This window comes from Streptomyces sp. R41 (assembly GCF_041053055.1).
In the GTDB taxonomy this organism is placed as follows: domain Bacteria; phylum Actinomycetota; class Actinomycetes; order Streptomycetales; family Streptomycetaceae; genus Streptomyces.
Genome location: NZ_CP163443.1, coordinates 8,123,841 through 8,140,410 on the forward strand (window position 1 = coordinate 8,123,841; position 16,570 = coordinate 8,140,410).

Genomic DNA, 16,570 nt, shown 5'->3' on the forward strand with positions numbered 1-16,570 from the left:
CTAGAAGTACCCCTCGCGCTTGCGGTCTTCCATCGCGGCCTCGGACATCTTGTCGTCGGCGCGGGTGGCGCCGCGCTCGGTGAGGCGGGAGGCGGCGATCTCGGCGATGACGGCGTCCAGCGTGGTCGCGTCGGAGTCGACGGCTCCCGTGCAGGACATGTCACCGACGGTGCGGTAGCGGACGAGCCGCTTCTCGACCGTCTCGCCGTTCTTGGGGCCGCCCCAGTCACCGGCGGTCAGCCACATGCCGGACCGCTTGAAGACCTCACGGTCGTGCGCGAAGTAGATCTCGGGCAGTTCGATGCCCTCGCGGGCGATGTACTGCCATACGTCGAGTTCGGTCCAGTTGGACAGCGGGAAGACGCGGACGTGTTCGCCGGGGGCGTGGCGGCCGTTGTAGAGCTGCCACAGTTCGGGGCGCTGGCGGCGTGGGTCCCACTGGGAGAACTCGTCGCGCAGTGAGAAGACGCGTTCCTTGGCGCGGGCCTTTTCCTCGTCGCGGCGTCCGCCGCCGAAGACGGCGTCGAAGCGTTCGGACTGGATCTTCTCGGTGAGTGGCACGGTCTGCAGCGGGTTGCGGGTGCCGTCGGGGCGCTCGCGGAGTTTGCCGGCGTCGATGTAGTCCTGTACGGAGGCGACATGGAGGCGCAGGCCGTGCTTTTTGACCGTGCGGTCGCGGTATTCGAGGACTTCGGGGAAGTTGTGTCCGGTGTCCACGTGCAGCAGTGAGAAGGGGACCGCCGCGGGGGCGAAGGCCTTCAGCGCCAGGTGCAGCATGACGATGGAGTCCTTGCCGCCGGAGAAGAGGATCACCGGCCGCTCGAACTCGCCCGCGACCTCGCGGAAGATATGAACGGCCTCGGACTCCAGCGCATCCAGGTGCGACAGCGCGTACGGGCTGGACTCCTCGGAATTACCGGCTGCCTCGGAGACAGTGGCGGCGGTCGTCATGCGAGACCCCTTTCGGTGAGCAGCGCATGCAGCGCGGCCGCGGACTCCTGCACGGTCTGGGTGTGCGACTCGATCCGCAGATCGGGCGACTCGGGCTCCTCGTAGGGGTCGTCGACTCCGGTGAGTCCGGAGATCTCGCCCGCGGCCTGCTTGGCGTACAGGCCCTTCACATCGCGTACGGAGCAGACCTCGACCGGGGTGGCCACGTGGACCTCGATGTACGGCGTGCCGCCCGTCTGGTGGCGCCCGCGCACCGCCTCACGGCTGTCCGCGTAGGGCGCGATCACCGGGACGAGCGCCTTGACCCCGTTGCGCGAGAGCAGTTCGGCGAGAAAACCGATGCGCTGCACGTTCGTGTCGCGGTCCTTGCGCGAGAAGCCGAGACCCGACGAGAGGAACTCGCGGATCTCGTCGCCGTCGAGCACCTCGACGCGGTGGCCCTCCTCGCGCAGCCGGCCGGCCAGCTCGTACGCGATGGTGGTCTTGCCGGCGCTCGGCAGACCCGTGAGCCAGATGGTGGCTCCGGTCGTCACTTGCTGCTCCTGAGAAATCTGAGTGGTCGTGGTCATCCGTGCAGCCCGCACTCGGTCTTCGCGCGACCCGCCCAGCGGCCCGCGCGCGCGTCCTCGCCCTCCAGCACACGCCGGGTGCAGGGCGCGCAGCCCACGGAGGCGTAACCGTCCATCAGCAGCGGGTTGGTGAGGACCCCGTGCTCGGCGACGTACGCGTCCACGTCGTCCTGCGTCCAGCGGGCGATCGGCGAGATCTTGACCTTCTGCCGCTTCTCGTCCCAGCCGACGACCGGGGTGTTCGCCCGGGTCGGGGACTCGTCGCGGCGCAGGCCCGTCGCCCAGGCGCTGTACTTGGTGAGCCCCTCTTCGAGCGGCTTGACCTTGCGCAGCGCGCAGCACAGGTCCGGGTCGCGGTCGTGCAGCTTGGGGCCGTACTCGGCATCCTGCTCGGCCACCGTCTGACGCGGGGTGAGCGTGATGACATTGACGTCCATCACGGCCTCGACGGCGTCCCGGGTGCCGATGGTCTCCGGGAAGTGGTAGCCGGTGTCGAGGAAGACGACGTCAATGCCGGGCAGTGCGCGGGACGCGAGGTGGGCGACCACCGCGTCCTCCATGGAGGAGGTCACGCAGAAACTCTTGCCGAACGTGCTTGCGGCCCACTGGAGTATCTCCAGGGCGGACGCGTCCTCAAGGTCGCGCCCCGCCTGCTCGGCGAGGCGCTTCAGGTCCTCGGCCGTACGCTCGTCCTGAACCGTCGTCATATCTCGTCCCCTCCACCTTCGGTGCGCTGAACTCCCCGGGCGAGCAGCCCGAGGAACTTCAACTGGAAGGCTCGGTTGCACGCCGCGCATTCCCACGCGCCGTGGCCCTGCTCGCTCGGACGAAGGTCTTCGTCACCGCAGTAGGGGCAGTAGAAAGGGGCAGCCCGCTCGCTCATGACAGCGACTCCTCGCTGGCGCGCGAGGCCCAGGTGGCGAAGCGCTCGCCGTCCTCGCGCTCCTCCTGGAAGCGCTTCAGGACCCGCTCGACGTAGTCGGGCAGTTCCTCCGAAGTGACCTTCAGGCCACGCACCTTGCGGCCGAATCCGGCCTCCAGGCCGAGCGCTCCGCCCAGGTGTACCTGGAAGCCCTCGACCTGCTCGCCCTGGTCGTTGAGGACCAGCTGGCCCTTGAGACCGATGTCCGCGACCTGGATACGGGCGCAGGCGTTCGGGCAGCCGTTGATGTTGATGGTGATGGGCTCGTCGAACTCGGGGATGCGGCGCTCGAGTTCGTCGATCAGCGAAGCACCGCGCGCCTTGGTCTCGACGATCGCGAGCTTGCAGTACTCGATGCCGGTGCAGGCCATCGTGCCGCGCCGGAAGGTGGAAGGCTTGACGGTGAGGTCGAGCGCCTCCAGGCCCTCGACGAGGGAGTCGATCTGCTCCTGCTCCACGTCGAGCACGATCATCTTCTGCTCGACGGTGGTGCGTAGGCGGCCCGAGCCGTGCGCCTCGGCCAGCTCGGCGATCTTCGTGAGGGTGGCGCCGTCCACGCGGCCGACGCGCGGGGCGAAGCCGACGTAGTAGCGGCCGTCCTGCTGGCGGTGCACGCCGACGTGGTCGCGCCAGCGGGCGACGGGCTGGTCGGGGGCCGGGCCGTCGACGAGCTTCCGCTTCAGGTACTCGTCCTCAAGGACCTGGCGGAACTTCTCGACTCCCCAGTCGGCGACCAGGAACTTCAGGCGGGCGCGGGTGCGCAGCCGCCGGTAGCCGTAGTCGCGGAAGATCGACAGGACGCCGATGTGCACGTCCGCGACCTCGTCGAGCGGCACCCAGGCGCCGAGACGCTGGCCGATCTTCGGGTTGGTGGAGAGGCCGCCACCGACCCAGAGGTCGAAGCCGGGGCCGTGCTCGGGGTGGTTCACGCCGACGAAGGCGACGTCGTTGATCTCGTGCGCCACGTCCAGGAGGGGCGAGCCGGAGATCGCGGTCTTGAACTTGCGGGGCAGGTTCGAGAACTCGGGGTTGCCGATGACGCGGCGGTGGATCTCCTCGATGGCGGGCGTGCCGTCGATGATCTCGTCCTCGGCGATCCCGGCGACGGGCGAGCCGAGGATGACGCGGGGGGTGTCACCGCAGGCCTCGGTCGTCGACAGCCCGACGGCCTCCAGGCGGTCCCAGATCTCCGGGACGTCCTCGATGCGGATCCAGTGGTACTGGACGTTCTGCCGGTCGGTGAGGTCGGCGGTGCCGCGCGCGAACTCCTGCGAGATCTCGCCGATGACGCGCAGCTGCTCGGTGGTCAGCCGCCCGCCGTCGATGCGGACGCGCAGCATGAAGTACTTGTCGTCCAGCTCCTCCGGCTCCAGGATCGCGGTCTTGCCGCCGTCGATCCCGGGCTTGCGCTGGGTGTACAGCCCCCACCAGCGCATCCGGCCGCGCAGGTCGTTGGGGTCGATCGAGTCGAAGCCCCGCTTGGAGTAGATCGTCTCAATGCGTGTCCGCACATTGAGACCGTCGTCGTCCTTCTTGAACTGCTCGTTGCCGTTGAGCGGGGTGAAGTGACCCACGGCCCACTGACCCTCACCGCGGTGACGGCTCACCTTGCGGCGGGGCGCGGCGGCGGGATTCTGCGGGGTGGCGGCCATGGTTGATACGTCCTTCGGGACTGCGGGACAAGTCTGTCAGCGGCTCTGACCTGCACATACGGGCGCATACGGAGGTATGGGCGCGTCATTGCGCAAGGGTCGCGAAAGGGGAGAGAGTCGGCGTTGCGTTGCTGGACCCGTGGCCTCAGGCCACCAACGGGTGCGTCAGCGCGCCGGACAGATGGCGCTGGACATGCGGCCGAGGTCGACGTGCCGCCGACTCACCAAGGCAATTCCAGTTCCAGACATGACGGAAGCGTGTCACGGGGATCTCGGGCCAGTCCACCGTCATCCATCATGTGGACACCCTTGTCCCGGATCGCGAGACAAGGGTGTTGTCGGTCACACGGCCGGGCCTGCGGCCGTACCGAATGGGGTCATCAGCAGGTCAGACCGCCCGCGCCCCCGGCCAGGGTCCCGGTACGGCCATGTCCGCCTCCTCCTCGACCTTGGTGTCGAAGAGCTTGAAGCCGCGCCGCAGGTAGTTGTCCATCGCGTGCTCCCCGTCCTTGCTGCATGTATGCAGCCAGACCCGCTTGGTCTCGGCCCGCCCCGGCCGGCGCTCGGCGAGGTCCCAGGCCCGCGCGACGCCGTACGAGAGGAGGTGTCCGCCGATGCGGCGTCCCCGGAAGGCGGGGATCAGCCCGAAGTAGACGATCTCCACGACGCCGTCGTCCTGGGGCTCCAGCTCGACGTAGCCCGCGGGCGTCCCCCTGTCGTAGGCGACCCAGGTCTCTACGCCCGGCTGCTCCAGCGCCTCCTGCCACTGCGCGTACGTCCAGCCGAGCCGGTCCGTCCAGCGGATGTCCCCGCCGACCGATGTGTACAGGAAGCGGCTGAACTCGGGCGAGGGGACCTCGGCGCGCACGATCCGGACGTCCCCGTCGGGAGCGATCGCGGGGAGCAGGTCGGTCGGGGCCGTCTGCTCCAGGGACCAGGTGGTCACGGTGAGGTTGCTCATGCGGGCCAGGGAACCACGGGGGCGGGTGCGCCTCCAAAAACGGCTCCCGGGGGCTCGCCGGGTGCCCTTCCCGGACAGCCCGCGGGAGCCGGGCGTCTACCCCAGCGAGCCGTCGACCGAGGACAGCGGGACCGCGTACAGCACGCGCTCAGCCCCCGCGTCGGTCCCGGCCCCGGTCAGCGTCCACAACTCGCCCGTCTCCTGCCAGTAGGAGAGGGACTCGGCGCCCAGACCCCAGCATGCGTGCGACCGGTCCGCGGTGCAGGTGGCCGCCTTGGCGCCGTGCTCGGTCTGCCGCCAGAGGGTGTCGTGCTGGGTGCCGCTGTCGGCTGTGTGGCCGACGTACCAGTCGGCCTTGTGCGCGCCGCTCGGCGTGTGCGACAGGGCGCCGGACACTCCGGCGGCCCTGGTCTCGTAGGCCTCGACGGCGTCGACGTACCCCTGGGAGTCGGCGAGCAGGCCCGTGCGGTAGGCGGCGGTGCTGTAGGAGTACCGCCAGACACGGGCCCGCTCCGCGCCGTCGGACGTGGACCGCTCGGTCGCGACCAGGCTGTCCGGCGTCGACGTGCGGTCCAGGGAGAGGGAGCCGAAGCAGGGGACCGCGCGGTCGCCCGCGCCGGCGCCGCATGCGCCGCCGCGCATGTCGTACGAGCCGATGGCCGGGAGCACGTACTGGTTGCCGTCCGCCGAGTAGCCGCCGCTCACCCTGCCGACGGCGCCGCTGTTCACGTCGGCCTTCAGGATGCGGTGCATGTCGAAGACGAGCAGGCCCGCGCCGTCCGCTGCGGTGACGATGAGCTTGTCCTGGTACCAGACCATGCCGCCCAGGTCGGAGGGGAGCGCCCTGAAGTCCTTGCCGCCGTCGCGCGGGGCGACCAGCAGGACCCAGTCGTACGTGAGGGCGTGCGGGTCGGTCGCGTCGACGAAGGCGATCCGGGCCAGGCCCTCGTCCCGGGTCGGCGCGGCGGCCTGGTCGTCGTGGTGGGTCCAGCCGGCCAGGATCACCCGGTGTTCCCCCCACTGGCCGTCGTCGTCGGCGTCGCCCGAGGTGGTGACGGACCGCGGCTGCCACTGCCGGGTCTTCGCGTCACCGCTCTCCCAGCAGTACGCGCGCGTGGCCGTCGGCTCGACGGGCAGCGCGGCGCGCTCGCCGGCGGCGCAGTCCGCCTCGTCGCGCATCGAGCGGTCGGCGCTCCTGAGGACGCCGTCGACGCCGACGTTCCCGCCCATGTCCTTGGTGAGCGTGTCGAGGGTGTCCCGGGCGACCAGGTTCTCGTGGAGGCGCAGCGTGCCGGTCGCGGCCGCCGAGGTGAGCGGGGTCAGGCCGCCCGGCGTGCCGCTGCTCGTGGCCTGGGAGGTGCTGATCAGGGTGGCGGCCGCGGTGAGCGCGAGGGCGGTTCCGGCCAAGGTGGCGCGCAGCGCCTGTCCCCTTCTACGACGACGGTGCCTGCCGCGGTGCTTCATGCGTCCTCCCGACGAAGGCCAACTGCCTCTCACGCTCCGGGCGTTGACGGAGAGACGGGTGGGGTGGCCTGTGAGGGGATGCTACGGCAGAGACCCGCGGGCCTGGTCGAAGACCCCGGAAGATGCTCACGAAATACGCACGCGAGGGCACTCGTTGGGTACCGGGAGGATTCCTTCGCCCCCGCCGCCCGTGCCCGTCCCCTCCTTCCGGGGCTGCGCTCCAGACCCTGCCAGGGGGCGCTGTCCCCTGAACCCCTGCCCGGGGTTGCGCTGCAGGCCCTGTCCGGGGTTGCGCTGCAGGCCCTGCCTGGGGTTGCGGCCCAGGCCCCGCCTGGGGTTGCGGCGCAGACCCTGCCCGGGGCTGCGCCCCAGACCCTGCCCGGGGCTGCGCCCCAGACCCCGCCCGGGGCTGCGCCCCAGACCCTGCCCGGGCTGCGCCCCAGACCCCGCCCGGGGGGCCCGCTGAACCCCTGCCCGGGGCTGCGCCCCTGGACCCGCCGGGGGGCTCCGCCTCCTGGGCCCCTGCCCGGGCCCCTCGCCCTGGACCCTTGTCCGAGGCTCCGCCCCCAGGCCCCCCGTTCGGCCCAACAAGCCCCCCGTTCGGCCCACCCGGCCCCATCCTCAAATGCCGCCCGTGCCGCAGGCCCCCGCCCGTGCCCCCACCACCGCCGGTGCCGTCGAATGCGGCAGCAGGTCCAGTGGGTCGTTCGGCAGCAGGACCTCGACCTCGACCTCTTCGCGGTAGCGGTACGGACGGTGGTCGAGGAGGCCTGTGAGGCGGCGGCGCAGGCGGGAGAGTTCGGCGCGGACGGTCACCGTACGGGTCGGGTCGTCGAAGAGGTCGACCGCGAGCTGGGCCGCGCTGCGGCCGTGGCGTTGCACGGCGAGGACGTACAGCAGCTCGGCGTGGCGCGGGGTCAGGTCCTGTGTCCAACTGCCCGCCGCGCCGGTGATGGTGGCGCGGGGCCGACGGGACTCGCTCAGGTCCACCACCACACGGCTCGCGTACCCGGAGGTGTCGGTCTCAGTGACCCGTAGCAGCCAGCCGCCGGGCATCGGCTCCGCGACACACGTCCCGAGGGACGGAAGCCAGACCCGGCCCGCGCCGAGAGAGCTGGGCAGCGCGACCCGGTCGACGGGCGGCATCCCCGTGACGGCCGCGAGCCAGCCGTTCGCGTCCACCACCAGTGCCTTGCCGCCCAGCCGGCACAGGATGGGCGCGGCCACGGCGCGCAGCCGCTCGATGGCCGTCAGATGCCTGCTGCGCAGCTCGCTTTCGGCCAGCTGGGACACCGAGTCGACCAGGGCGAGCGTGGCCGGGTGAAAGGTGTTGTCCGGGCCGCTGACGTCGATGATGCCGAGCAGCCGCCCGTCGCGCGGGTCGTGCACGGGCGCGGCGGCGCAGGTCCAGTCGTGCAGCGTGCGCACGAAGTGCTCGGCCGAGTGCACCTGGACCGGCGCGCCCGCCGTCAACGCCGTACCGATCGCGTTGGTGCCCGTCGTGTCCTCGCTCCAGGCGGCCCCCTCCTCCAGGCAGATGGTGTCGGCCCGGCGCAGCACCCCCGCGTTGCCCTCGCGCCACAGCACCCGGCCCTCCGGATCGGTGACCACCATGATCTGCAGGGACGCGTCGGCGACCGAGCCCAGCCCGCCGCTCAGGACCGGCATCACGTCGGCGAGGGCGGTGGATGTACGGCGATGTTCGAGTTCGTCCGTCTGCAACAGCTCGCTGTCCGTGCTTTGTTCGGGATCGACTCCGAAACGTTTCACTCGTTGCCATGACTGACCGATGACCGGCCGGGGAGCGATCGGGGAGCGTTCACCTCTGAGCGTCGCGGCCCAGGTCTCCTGGAGGTGCCGGACCGTCTCGGACGCGTCCGGCGGAGCGAAACGGGCGGGGTTGAACGAGGTGGTCTTCACAGGGCACTCCCCAAACCAGTACCGCGTACGAGCTGTGACGCCGCCGTCACCCCACATCGTGCCTGCTCTCGGCCCGGGACGCCGGAAGTTCGCACAAGGAGCACAAACGAATGCAACGGTCTGCAACTCTCGCCAACGGTCACAAGGTTCCTTGAAACTGACAACGACGTCGCCCGCGCGGCGTCCGAGCTCCTCAAACGGGGCCAGAAAGCGGGGGTGGTGCCGTGTCGGCGCAGCACCACCCCCGTCTCGGCCCAGGCCTGTCACGACACGGGCCGCGCCCGCTCCACCACCGTGGCCAGATCCAGACTGTGCGGCAGCGTGCCGAAGGCCGAGCCCCAGTCCCCGCCCAGCCGTGAGGCGCAGAACGCGTCGGCGACCTCCGGGGGAGCGAACTGGACGAGCAGCGACCCCTGCAGCACCGTCGCGATGCGCTCGACGAGCCGGCGGGCGCGCCCCTCGATGCCGTCCAGGTCGGCGAGTTCGGCCAGCAGGTTCTTGATGGCCCCGTCGAGGCGGTGGTCGGCGCCCCGGGCCCGGCCCACCTCCCGCAGATACGCGTCCAGGGCCCCCGGCTCCCGCTGCAGCGCGCGCAGCACGTCCAGTGCCTGCACATTGCCCGCGCCCTCCCAGATGGAGTTGAGCGGCGACTCGCGCAGCAGCCGGGGCATGCCGGACTCCTCGACGTACCCGTTGCCGCCCAGGCACTCCAGCGCCTCCACCGCCACCGGTGTACACCGCTTGGTCACCCAGTACTTGGCGGCCGGCACCGCGAGCCGCAGGAAGGCCCGCTCCTGCTCGCTGCCGTCGTCGTACGCGGCGGCCAGCCGCAGCGCGAGCGTCGTCGCCGCCTCCGACTCCAGTGCCAGGTCCGCCAGTACGTTCCTCATCAGCGGCTTGTCGATGAGCTTGCCGCCGAACGCCTCGCGGTAGGTGCTGTGGTGGACGGCCTGCGCGACGGCCTGCCGCATCAGTGAGGCGGAGCCGAGGACACAGTCCAGGCGGGTCGCCGCGACCATCTCGATGATGGTCCGCACCCCGCGGCCCTCGTCCCCGACCCGGCGCGCCCAGGTCCCGTCGAACTCGACCTCGCTCGACGCGTTCGACTTGTTGCCGAGCTTGTCCTTGAGCCGCTGGATGCGGAATACGTTCCGGGTCCCGTCCTCCAGGACGCGCGGGACGAGGAAGCAGGTCAGCCCGCCCGGGGCCTGCGCGAGCACCAGAAAACCGTCCGACATCGGCGCCGAGCAGAACCACTTGTGGCCGGTCAGCTCGTACGTTCCGTCCTCGGCGAGCGGTCGCGCCTCCGTCGTATTCGCGCGTACGTCGCTGCCGCCCTGCTTCTCCGTCATGCCCATCCCGAAGAGCACGCCGGCCTTCTCGGAGGCGGGCCGCAGCCCCGGGTCGTAGACCGTGGACGTCAGCCGCGGCTCCCATTCGGCGGCCAGCGCCGGGTCGGTGCGCAGCGCGGGGACCGCGGCGTGGGTCATCGACAGCGGGCAGCCGTTGCCCGCCTCGACTTGCGTCCAGATCACGAAGGCGGCGGCGCGCCTGAGGTGTCCGCCGGGGCGCGACCAGGCCGCGGTCAGCCCCGCCGACACGCCCTTGCCGAGCAGTCGGTGCCAGGCGGGATGGAACTCGACCTCGTCGATCCGGTTGCCGTAGCGGTCGTGGGTGCGCAGCTTGGGCGGGTTCTCGTTGGCCAGTACCCCCCACTCCTGCACCTGCGCGGAACCGGACGTGCGTCCGAGCGCCGACAGCTCCTCGCGTGCCTCGTCGAGGAGCTCTGGATCGAGATGCCGGTCGACCGCCTCCACAAGGGCCCGGTCGGCGGCGAATACGTCATATCCGACCAGGGGCGGAGCCTGGTTGGTCACGGTGTGGGTGCTGGCTGCCATACGGATACGGTAAGGAGGTGCACCAGGCAAAAGAAACACCTGAACGGCCTCCCTCGGGCCGCTTCCACCGCGCTCGCGCGCTGTACCGGAACGTATCGAAGCGCAGGACCGCCTGGCTGCTGCTCAAGGACACCGTCAACTCGTGCATGGAGTACCGGATCCTGGGTCTGGCGGCCGAGGCCGCCTTCTTCACGCTTCTGTCCGTGCCGCCGCTGCTGCTGAGCATGATCGGGCTGCTCGGATACGTGGACGACTGGACCGGCGCCGACACGATCGCCAGCCTCGAGTCCAACATCCTCGAGGCGTCCCGTACGGTCCTCACCGAGAAGGGCGTGCACCAGATCGCCGAGCCGATCCTGCACGACGTGATGAAGGGCGGCCGCCCCGACATCATCTCCCTCGGCTTTCTGTTCGCCCTGTGGTCCGGCTCGCGCGCGGTGAACGTCTTCATCGACACGATCACCGTGATGTACGGGCTCGACGGCACCCGCGGGATCGTGAAGACCCGCGTGATGTCGTTCCTGCTGTTCATCGTGGCGCTGCTGATCGGCTCGGTCGCGCTGCCGCTGATGGTGGCGGGCCCGGACGCGGTGGTGAACTTCGTGCCGTGGTCGACGACCGTCGTACAGGTCCTGTACTGGCCCGTCGTCATCGTCCTGTCGATCGTCTTCCTCACGACGCTCTACCACGTGTCCGTGCCCGTGCGCTCCCCGTGGGTCGAGGACGTGCCGGGTGCCCTGGTGGCCCTCGCCATGTGGGTGCTCGGCAGTTTCCTGCTCCGCATCTACCTGACCAACACCGTCGAGGGCCCCACGATCTACGGCTCGCTCGCCGCGCCCGTCGCCGTCCTGCTGTGGATCGGTGTGTCTGCCTTCGCGGTGCTGGTCGGCGCCGCCGTCAACGCCGCCATCGACCGCGTCTGGCCGGCCGCCGCCACGGCCGCCGCCCGCGCGGCGAACGAGCGCCTGCGGGAGGAGCAGGCGGCCGAGTACGTCGCCCGCGCGGCCGCGGCCCGCTCGTACGACGCCGACATCGACCCCGACAACCCGGACATGCCCTCCGAGTTCCCGGAGCGTTGGTCGCGCTTCCTGCCCCCGGAGGACGTGACGTCCCGGCTGCGCACACATGCGAAGAGCACGCATCACCATCCGCACCGTAACGGGGACGCACCGCCTCCGGAGGAGTGACTTTCTTTCTTGGGGCCCTCTCGACGGTTACGCCTTCCAGACCCCGGCCGCCGCGGCCTCTCGCGCGAATTCCATGAAGTCGCGCGGCTCGCGGCCCAGGATCTGCTGGACGCCGTCCGACAGATAGGAGTTGCGGCCGTCGAGGAGGCTCTCGAAGAGCTCGACGAGGAACTCGACCTCCTCCGGCGGCACCCCGAACCCCGCCAGGTTGTCGCCGTACTGGCGCGCTGTCACCGGGGTGTACGTCAGCTCACCGCCCGTCGCCCCGGAGATCTCCGCGACCGCCTCGCGGAAGGTCAGCAGCCGGGGCCCCGAGATGGCGAGCTCCTGTCCGACGTACCGGTCGCCCGACGTCAGCGCTGCCACGACGACGTCCGCGATGTCACGCACGTCGATGAACGGCTCGCGCACCTCACCGGCGGGGAAGACCAGCTCCCCGTGGCGCAGCCCCTCCACCAGCGGACCCTCGCTGAAGTTCTGGGCGAACCAGGCAGCCCGTACGATCGTCCAGTCCGCGCCCGACGCCTTGAGCGCCTCCTCGGTGGGCCGGGCCCGCTCCTCGCCCCGCGACGACAGCAGCACGAGCCGCCGTACACCGTGATCGACCGCCTGCCGCCCGAGCGCGCCGATGGCCGAGGCGGCCCGGGGGGAGCCCACGTCCGAGGGGTAGACGAGATATGCCGCGTCCGCGCCCCGCAGGGAGTCCGCCCATGTCGTGGGGTTCTCCCAGTCGAAGCCCTGGGAGCGGGACGCGGCCCGCACCGTGAGACCGGCCGCCCGAGCGGCCTCCGCGACCCGGCTCCCTGTCCGCCCCGAAGCCCCTGTGACCAGTACCGTCATGTCCTGCGTACGTGCCGTGTTGTCCGTCATGCAGCCAGTGAACTGCCGTGCGCGGCAAGGGACCATCGCTGAACGGCTCATTCCCATAAGCGCACGTCTACGACAGGGTCCGGGAGGGCGTTTACGCTGACGCCATGGACGCACTCGCAGGCCTGTTGGAGGGCCCACGCGCGCGTGGCGCCTTCATGATCCGTGCGTGCTTCGACCCGCCGTGGTGCGTACGCGTCGAGGACCGCGCCCCCTTGACGATCATGCTGGTGGTCCGCGGCGACGCCTGGGTCGTACCGGACGGGGGAGAGGGGATGCGGCTGCGGGCGGGCGACATCGCCATCGCGCGCGGCCCGGACCCGTACATCTGCGCCGACGACCCGGGTACCGCGCCACAGGCGGTGATCCTGCCGGGCGGCGAGTGCACCTACCCCGACGGGCGCTCCCTGAAGGGCCACTGGGACCTCGGCGTACGCAGCTGGGGCGACCGGCTGGACGGCTCCACGGTGCTGCTGATCGGGACGTACATGATGCAGGGCGAGGTCAGCGGCAGGCTGCTGGACGCCCTGCCTCCACTCCTCTCGCTCACCTCGGACGTGTGGGAGTGCCCGCTGACGCCGATCCTCGCCGAGGAGATGGTGCGCGACGAGCCCGGGCAGGAGGTCGTCCTCGACCGGCTGCTCGATCTGCTGATGATCGCCGCGCTGCGGGCCTGGTTCTCCCGCCCCGAGGCCGCCGCCCCCGCCTGGTACCAGGCTCTCGCGGACCCCATCGTGGGCCGGGTGCTGCGACTCGTGCAGGACGACCCGGCCCACCCCTGGACGGTGGCGACGCTCGCCGCCAAGGCCGGGGTCTCGCGGGCCGCCCTGGCCCGCCGCTTCAGCGAACTCGTGGGCGAGCCCCCGATGACCTACCTGACCGGCTGGCGCCTGGCCCTGGCCGCCGACCGCCTGCGCGAAACGGACGACACCCTCGACTCGATCGCCCGCCATGTCGGCTACGGCAGCGCGTTCGCGCTGTCCAGCGCGTTCAAACGGGTGTACGGAGTCAGCCCCCAGGAACACCGGACGCGGGCGGCGTAGCCTGACGTACGTGTACGTGGAGCGTGCGTCCCGGCTGGCGGGCGCGGTGGTGTGGTCCCGTGCGATCGCCGGTCCGTCGGTGGCTGCCGTCCTGCCCGACGGCTGCATGGATCTGCTGTGGACCGAGGGGCGGCTGCTGGTCGCCGGTCCTGACACCCGGGCGTACGTTCCCGACGGCGTGCCCGGTGGCTGGGCGGGCGTCCGGTTCTACCCCGGTACGGGGCCCGCGTTGCTGGGCGTACCCGCGCATGAACTCCGCGACCGGCGCGTCGAGTTGGCCGACCTGTGGCCCGCCGCACGGGTGCGGCGCCTCACGGCGAGGGTCGACAGGGCCGCCGATCCCGTGAGCGCCCTCGAGGAGGTGGCCCTGGAGCGCGCGGCGGACGCGGAGCCCCCGGATCCGCTGCTGCGGGAGGTGGTCGGGGCCCTCGACTCGGGCCGACCGGTCGCCGCGGTTGCCGATGAACTGGGCGTCAGCGCACGGCAGTTGCACCGCCGGTCGCTGGCCGCCTTCGGCTACGGGCCGAAGATGCTGGCCCGGGTGCTGCGGCTGCAGCGGGCCCTCGCGCTCGCGCGGGGCGGGGTGCCCCTCGCGGAGACGGCGGCCCGCGCCGGGTTCGCCGACCAGGCCCACCTGGCGCGGGACGTACGGGAGTTGGCGGGGTTGCCGGCGCGAGAGCTACTGGGTCTCCGGTAGCCGCGCGAACAGGTCGACGCCGTTGCCGTCGGGGTCGTGCACGACGGCGTACCGCATGCCCCAGAAGGCGTCCCACGGCTTGAGCTCGCCGTGATGACCGGCGCCGACCAGGTCCTCGTACACGGAGTCGACCTCCGCCGGGCTGTCGCAAAGAAACGCGAGCGACACTCGGCCGCCGCCGCTCGGCGGCCGCCACCCGGCGTGGAACGACCGGACCGTCTCCTCCGTGTCGAGCGCGAGGCGCAGCCCACCGGGGAGCTCGGCCTCGACGTGCGGCTGCTCCTCGGAGCCGTCGGGGAAGACGAGCCCGAGGCGGCGGTAGAAGGCGAGAGATGCGGTCATGTCGGAGACGACGAGGCCGATTACGTCGAATCGTGGAGTCATGGGGCCACGGTAGGCAGAGGCCCGGCGGCGGGTCTTGAACGAATCGGACACGGCCGGGTGCCTGCGGGGTTTTTCGCCCCCTCCGCCCCCAAACCCTTCAGCCCGTCAGGCGTTTGAGGACGAGCACGTCAGCGCGCGATACGGGGGTCCGTGGGGGCGCCCCCCCGGGCCTGCCGCCCGCGGGCCTAGCGCTCGCCCCACCACGGACTAGGCTCGGCCCATGCCCCCGCGCCTGCTCGTCTACACCCGCACCACGGGCTACCGGCACGACTCCATTCCGGACGCCATCGCCGCCGTACGCACTCTCGGAGGGTTCGAGGTCGACGCCACCGAGGACCCCGCGGCATTCGAGGTGCCCTTGGACGCGTACGCCGCCGTCGTCTTCCTCTCCACGAGTGGGGAGGTACTGACGCCTCCGGGGCGGGACCGTCTCGCGGCGTACGTCGAGGGCGGTGGAGGGTTTGTCGGGGTGCACGCCGCCGCGTGCACCGAGTACGACTGGGCCTACTACGGTGAGCTGCTCGGCGCGCGCTTCGACCGGCACCCGGAGTATCAGCCGGGGAAGGCCGTCGTCGAGGACCGGGGGCATCCGGCTACCCAACACCTGCCGCCCGTCTGGGAGTTCACGGACGAGTGGTACGACTTCCGGGCCAGCCCCCGCGGTGCGGTGCGTGTGCTCGCCTCCGCGGACGAATCCTCGTACGAGGGCGGGGGGATGGGGGAGGACCATCCGCTGGTGTGGTGCCGCGAGCAGGGCGCGGGAAGGGTCTTCTACACCGCTCTCGGGCATGCCTCGGAGGCGTACGAGGAGCCGGACTTCCGCGCCCATCTGCTCGGCGCTCTTACGTGGGTGACCAGGACGTAACCGGTGCGGGGCCCGTGCTCGACCGCTCCACCAGGCGGGTCGACAGCTCCGTACGCGTGCCCTCCGGCTGGTCGCCCGCCATCATGCGGACGAGCAGGCGCAGGGCCGTCGCGGCCATCTCGGAGAGCGGCTGGCGCACGGTGGTGAGCGCCGGGGTGGCCCAGCGGGACTCGGGGAGGTCGTCGAAGCCGACCACACTGATGTCGTCCGGGACGCTCAACTTCCGCTCGGCCAGGGCCTGGTAGACGCCGAGCGCCATCTTGTCGGAGCAGACGAAGACGGCCGTGGGCGGTTCGGGCAGGTCGAGGAGTTCCAGCATGCGGCGGTGGGCGCCGGTCTCGTCGAAGCTGCCGTAGCGGACGTACTCGGGGCGGTACCGGATCCCGGCGGACGCGAGGGCCGAGCGGTAGCCGGCGATCCGGTCGCTGCCGCATATCTTGCGGCGGTAGCCGCCGATGACGGCGACGCGCTCATGGCCGAGGGAGAGCAGATGCTCTGTCGCCAGCAGTCCTCCTTGCCAGTTCGCCGCGCCCACCGACACGACACCCGGCGGCGGTTCGAGGACCGGGTCGATCATCACGAACGGAATGCGGTGCTGGGCGAGCCGGGCGTACTGGGAGGGAGCCAGCTCGGCCAGGTTGAACAGCACTCCGCAGGAGCCCCGGGTGGTGAGTTTGTCCAGCCAACCCCGCTGCGGGCGCCCGCCCCCGGTCCGGGGCAGCCCCGTCGAGACCACGATCTCCAGGCCCGCGTCGTGCGCCGCGCCCTCCACGCCGTGCAGTACCGCGCCCGACCAGGAGCTCTCGAGCGAGTGCATCACGAGGTCGACCAGGCCCGGCGCCTTCGACGCCTCGAAGCGCGGTCTGCGCACATAGCCGAGCCGGTCGAGGGCCTCGGTGACTCGGCGGCGGGTCTCCGGGGCCACGTCCTCCCGGCCGTTGACGACCTTCGACGCCGTCGGCACGGACACTCCCGCCTCGCGCGCGACGACGGCCAGCGTCGGTCCGGCCGCCATGCTCGCGCTCCCGGTACGGGCCATCGAGAGACCACCTCTCCGGCCCGCCCGAGGGCCATCGAAAGTTTCGCGTCACCCGGCTCACACAAAAAGGGCCGGACCGCCGAGTAGTAAGCGCTTCCTACAGTAAGCCCGCCTCAACGCGGCGTGAAGACGCTGGAATTCAGAGGATCGC

The 16,570-nt window shown here is 71.2% G+C and carries 17 protein-coding genes; 4 read left to right on the forward strand and 13 right to left on the reverse strand.

From position 1 onward, the window contains the following. The 10 genes from cysD to AB5J53_RS37000 all read right to left on the reverse strand — a co-directional run bounded on the left by cysD (window position 1) and on the right by AB5J53_RS37000 (window position 10,337). Window positions 1-951 (reverse strand): sulfate adenylyltransferase subunit CysD, encoded by a 951-nt coding sequence (gene cysD / locus AB5J53_RS36955; RefSeq protein WP_369249946.1) that lies wholly within the window; start codon window positions 949-951, stop codon window positions 1-3. Continuing rightward, window positions 948-1,520, reverse strand: coding sequence for an adenylyl-sulfate kinase (gene cysC, locus AB5J53_RS36960; protein WP_369249947.1), 573 nt, complete (start codon window positions 1,518-1,520; stop codon window positions 948-950). The genes cysD and cysC overlap by 4 nt, the downstream gene beginning before the upstream one ends. Then, window positions 1,517-2,227, reverse strand: coding sequence for a phosphoadenylyl-sulfate reductase (locus AB5J53_RS36965; RefSeq protein ID WP_369249948.1), 711 nt, complete (start codon window positions 2,225-2,227; stop codon window positions 1,517-1,519). Before AB5J53_RS36965 ends, cysC begins: the two co-directional genes overlap by 4 nt. Beyond that, the gene (locus AB5J53_RS36970) at window positions 2,224-2,403 is read right to left on the reverse strand and encodes a hypothetical protein (RefSeq protein ID WP_369249949.1); all 180 of its coding nucleotides are present in this window, start codon (window positions 2,401-2,403) and stop codon (window positions 2,224-2,226) included. Before AB5J53_RS36970 ends, AB5J53_RS36965 begins: the two co-directional genes overlap by 4 nt. Next, window positions 2,400-4,094, reverse strand: a complete 1,695-nt coding sequence (locus tag AB5J53_RS36975) for a nitrite/sulfite reductase (protein WP_369249950.1) — start codon at window positions 4,092-4,094, stop codon at window positions 2,400-2,402. Before AB5J53_RS36975 ends, AB5J53_RS36970 begins: the two co-directional genes overlap by 4 nt. A 165-nt stretch (window positions 4,095-4,259) precedes the next feature. Continuing rightward, the gene (locus AB5J53_RS36980) at window positions 4,260-4,343 is read right to left on the reverse strand and encodes a putative leader peptide (RefSeq protein ID WP_310591794.1); all 84 of its coding nucleotides are present in this window, start codon (window positions 4,341-4,343) and stop codon (window positions 4,260-4,262) included. Between the two features lie 139 nt (window positions 4,344-4,482). Then, entirely contained in the window at window positions 4,483-5,055 is a 573-nt protein-coding gene (locus AB5J53_RS36985; RefSeq protein ID WP_369249951.1) for a GNAT family N-acetyltransferase, read from the reverse strand. Between the two features lie 96 nt (window positions 5,056-5,151). Continuing rightward, window positions 5,152-6,519 (reverse strand): hypothetical protein, encoded by a 1,368-nt coding sequence (locus tag AB5J53_RS36990; protein WP_369249952.1) that lies wholly within the window; start codon window positions 6,517-6,519, stop codon window positions 5,152-5,154. 621 nt (window positions 6,520-7,140) lie between these two features. After that, on the reverse strand, window positions 7,141-8,439 hold the full coding sequence (locus AB5J53_RS36995) for a GAF domain-containing protein (protein ID WP_369249953.1): 1,299 nt from the start codon (window positions 8,437-8,439) through the stop codon (window positions 7,141-7,143). 263 nt (window positions 8,440-8,702) lie between these two features. Continuing rightward, window positions 8,703-10,337 (reverse strand): acyl-CoA dehydrogenase family protein, encoded by a 1,635-nt coding sequence (locus tag AB5J53_RS37000; RefSeq protein ID WP_369249954.1) that lies wholly within the window; start codon window positions 10,335-10,337, stop codon window positions 8,703-8,705. A gap of 17 nt (window positions 10,338-10,354) precedes the next feature. Between AB5J53_RS37000 and AB5J53_RS37005 the strand changes: the two genes are divergently transcribed. Beyond that, on the forward strand, window positions 10,355-11,524 hold the full coding sequence (locus tag AB5J53_RS37005) for a YihY/virulence factor BrkB family protein (RefSeq protein WP_369249955.1): 1,170 nt from the start codon (window positions 10,355-10,357) through the stop codon (window positions 11,522-11,524). Between the two features lie 27 nt (window positions 11,525-11,551). On the opposite strand, the gene AB5J53_RS37010 is transcribed toward AB5J53_RS37005, so the two are convergent. Then, entirely contained in the window at window positions 11,552-12,394 is an 843-nt protein-coding gene (locus AB5J53_RS37010; RefSeq protein WP_369249956.1) for an NAD(P)H-binding protein, read from the reverse strand. 104 nt (window positions 12,395-12,498) lie between these two features. On the opposite strand from AB5J53_RS37010, the gene AB5J53_RS37015 reads away from it, so the two are divergent. Continuing rightward, complete coding sequence (locus tag AB5J53_RS37015; RefSeq protein WP_369249957.1) at window positions 12,499-13,434, forward strand: AraC family transcriptional regulator; 936 nt, start codon at window positions 12,499-12,501, stop codon at window positions 13,432-13,434. A gap of 10 nt (window positions 13,435-13,444) precedes the next feature. After that, window positions 13,445-14,131: a helix-turn-helix domain-containing protein gene (locus AB5J53_RS37020; protein WP_369249958.1), complete on the forward strand. Its 687-nt coding sequence runs from the start codon at window positions 13,445-13,447 to the stop codon at window positions 14,129-14,131. Here AB5J53_RS37020 and AB5J53_RS37025 read toward each other — a convergent pair. Then, the gene (locus AB5J53_RS37025; RefSeq protein ID WP_369249959.1) at window positions 14,114-14,515 is read right to left on the reverse strand and encodes a VOC family protein; all 402 of its coding nucleotides are present in this window, start codon (window positions 14,513-14,515) and stop codon (window positions 14,114-14,116) included. The genes AB5J53_RS37020 and AB5J53_RS37025 overlap by 18 nt on opposite strands. A gap of 220 nt (window positions 14,516-14,735) precedes the next feature. Here AB5J53_RS37025 and AB5J53_RS37030 point away from each other — a divergent pair, with 220 nt between their 5' ends. Next, window positions 14,736-15,380, forward strand: coding sequence for a ThuA domain-containing protein (locus tag AB5J53_RS37030; RefSeq protein ID WP_369249960.1), 645 nt, complete (start codon window positions 14,736-14,738; stop codon window positions 15,378-15,380). Here AB5J53_RS37030 and AB5J53_RS37035 read toward each other — a convergent pair. Next, entirely contained in the window at window positions 15,358-16,419 is a 1,062-nt protein-coding gene (locus AB5J53_RS37035; protein WP_369249961.1) for a LacI family DNA-binding transcriptional regulator, read from the reverse strand. The genes AB5J53_RS37030 and AB5J53_RS37035 overlap by 23 nt on opposite strands. Window positions 16,420-16,570: the final 151 nt, after the last annotated feature.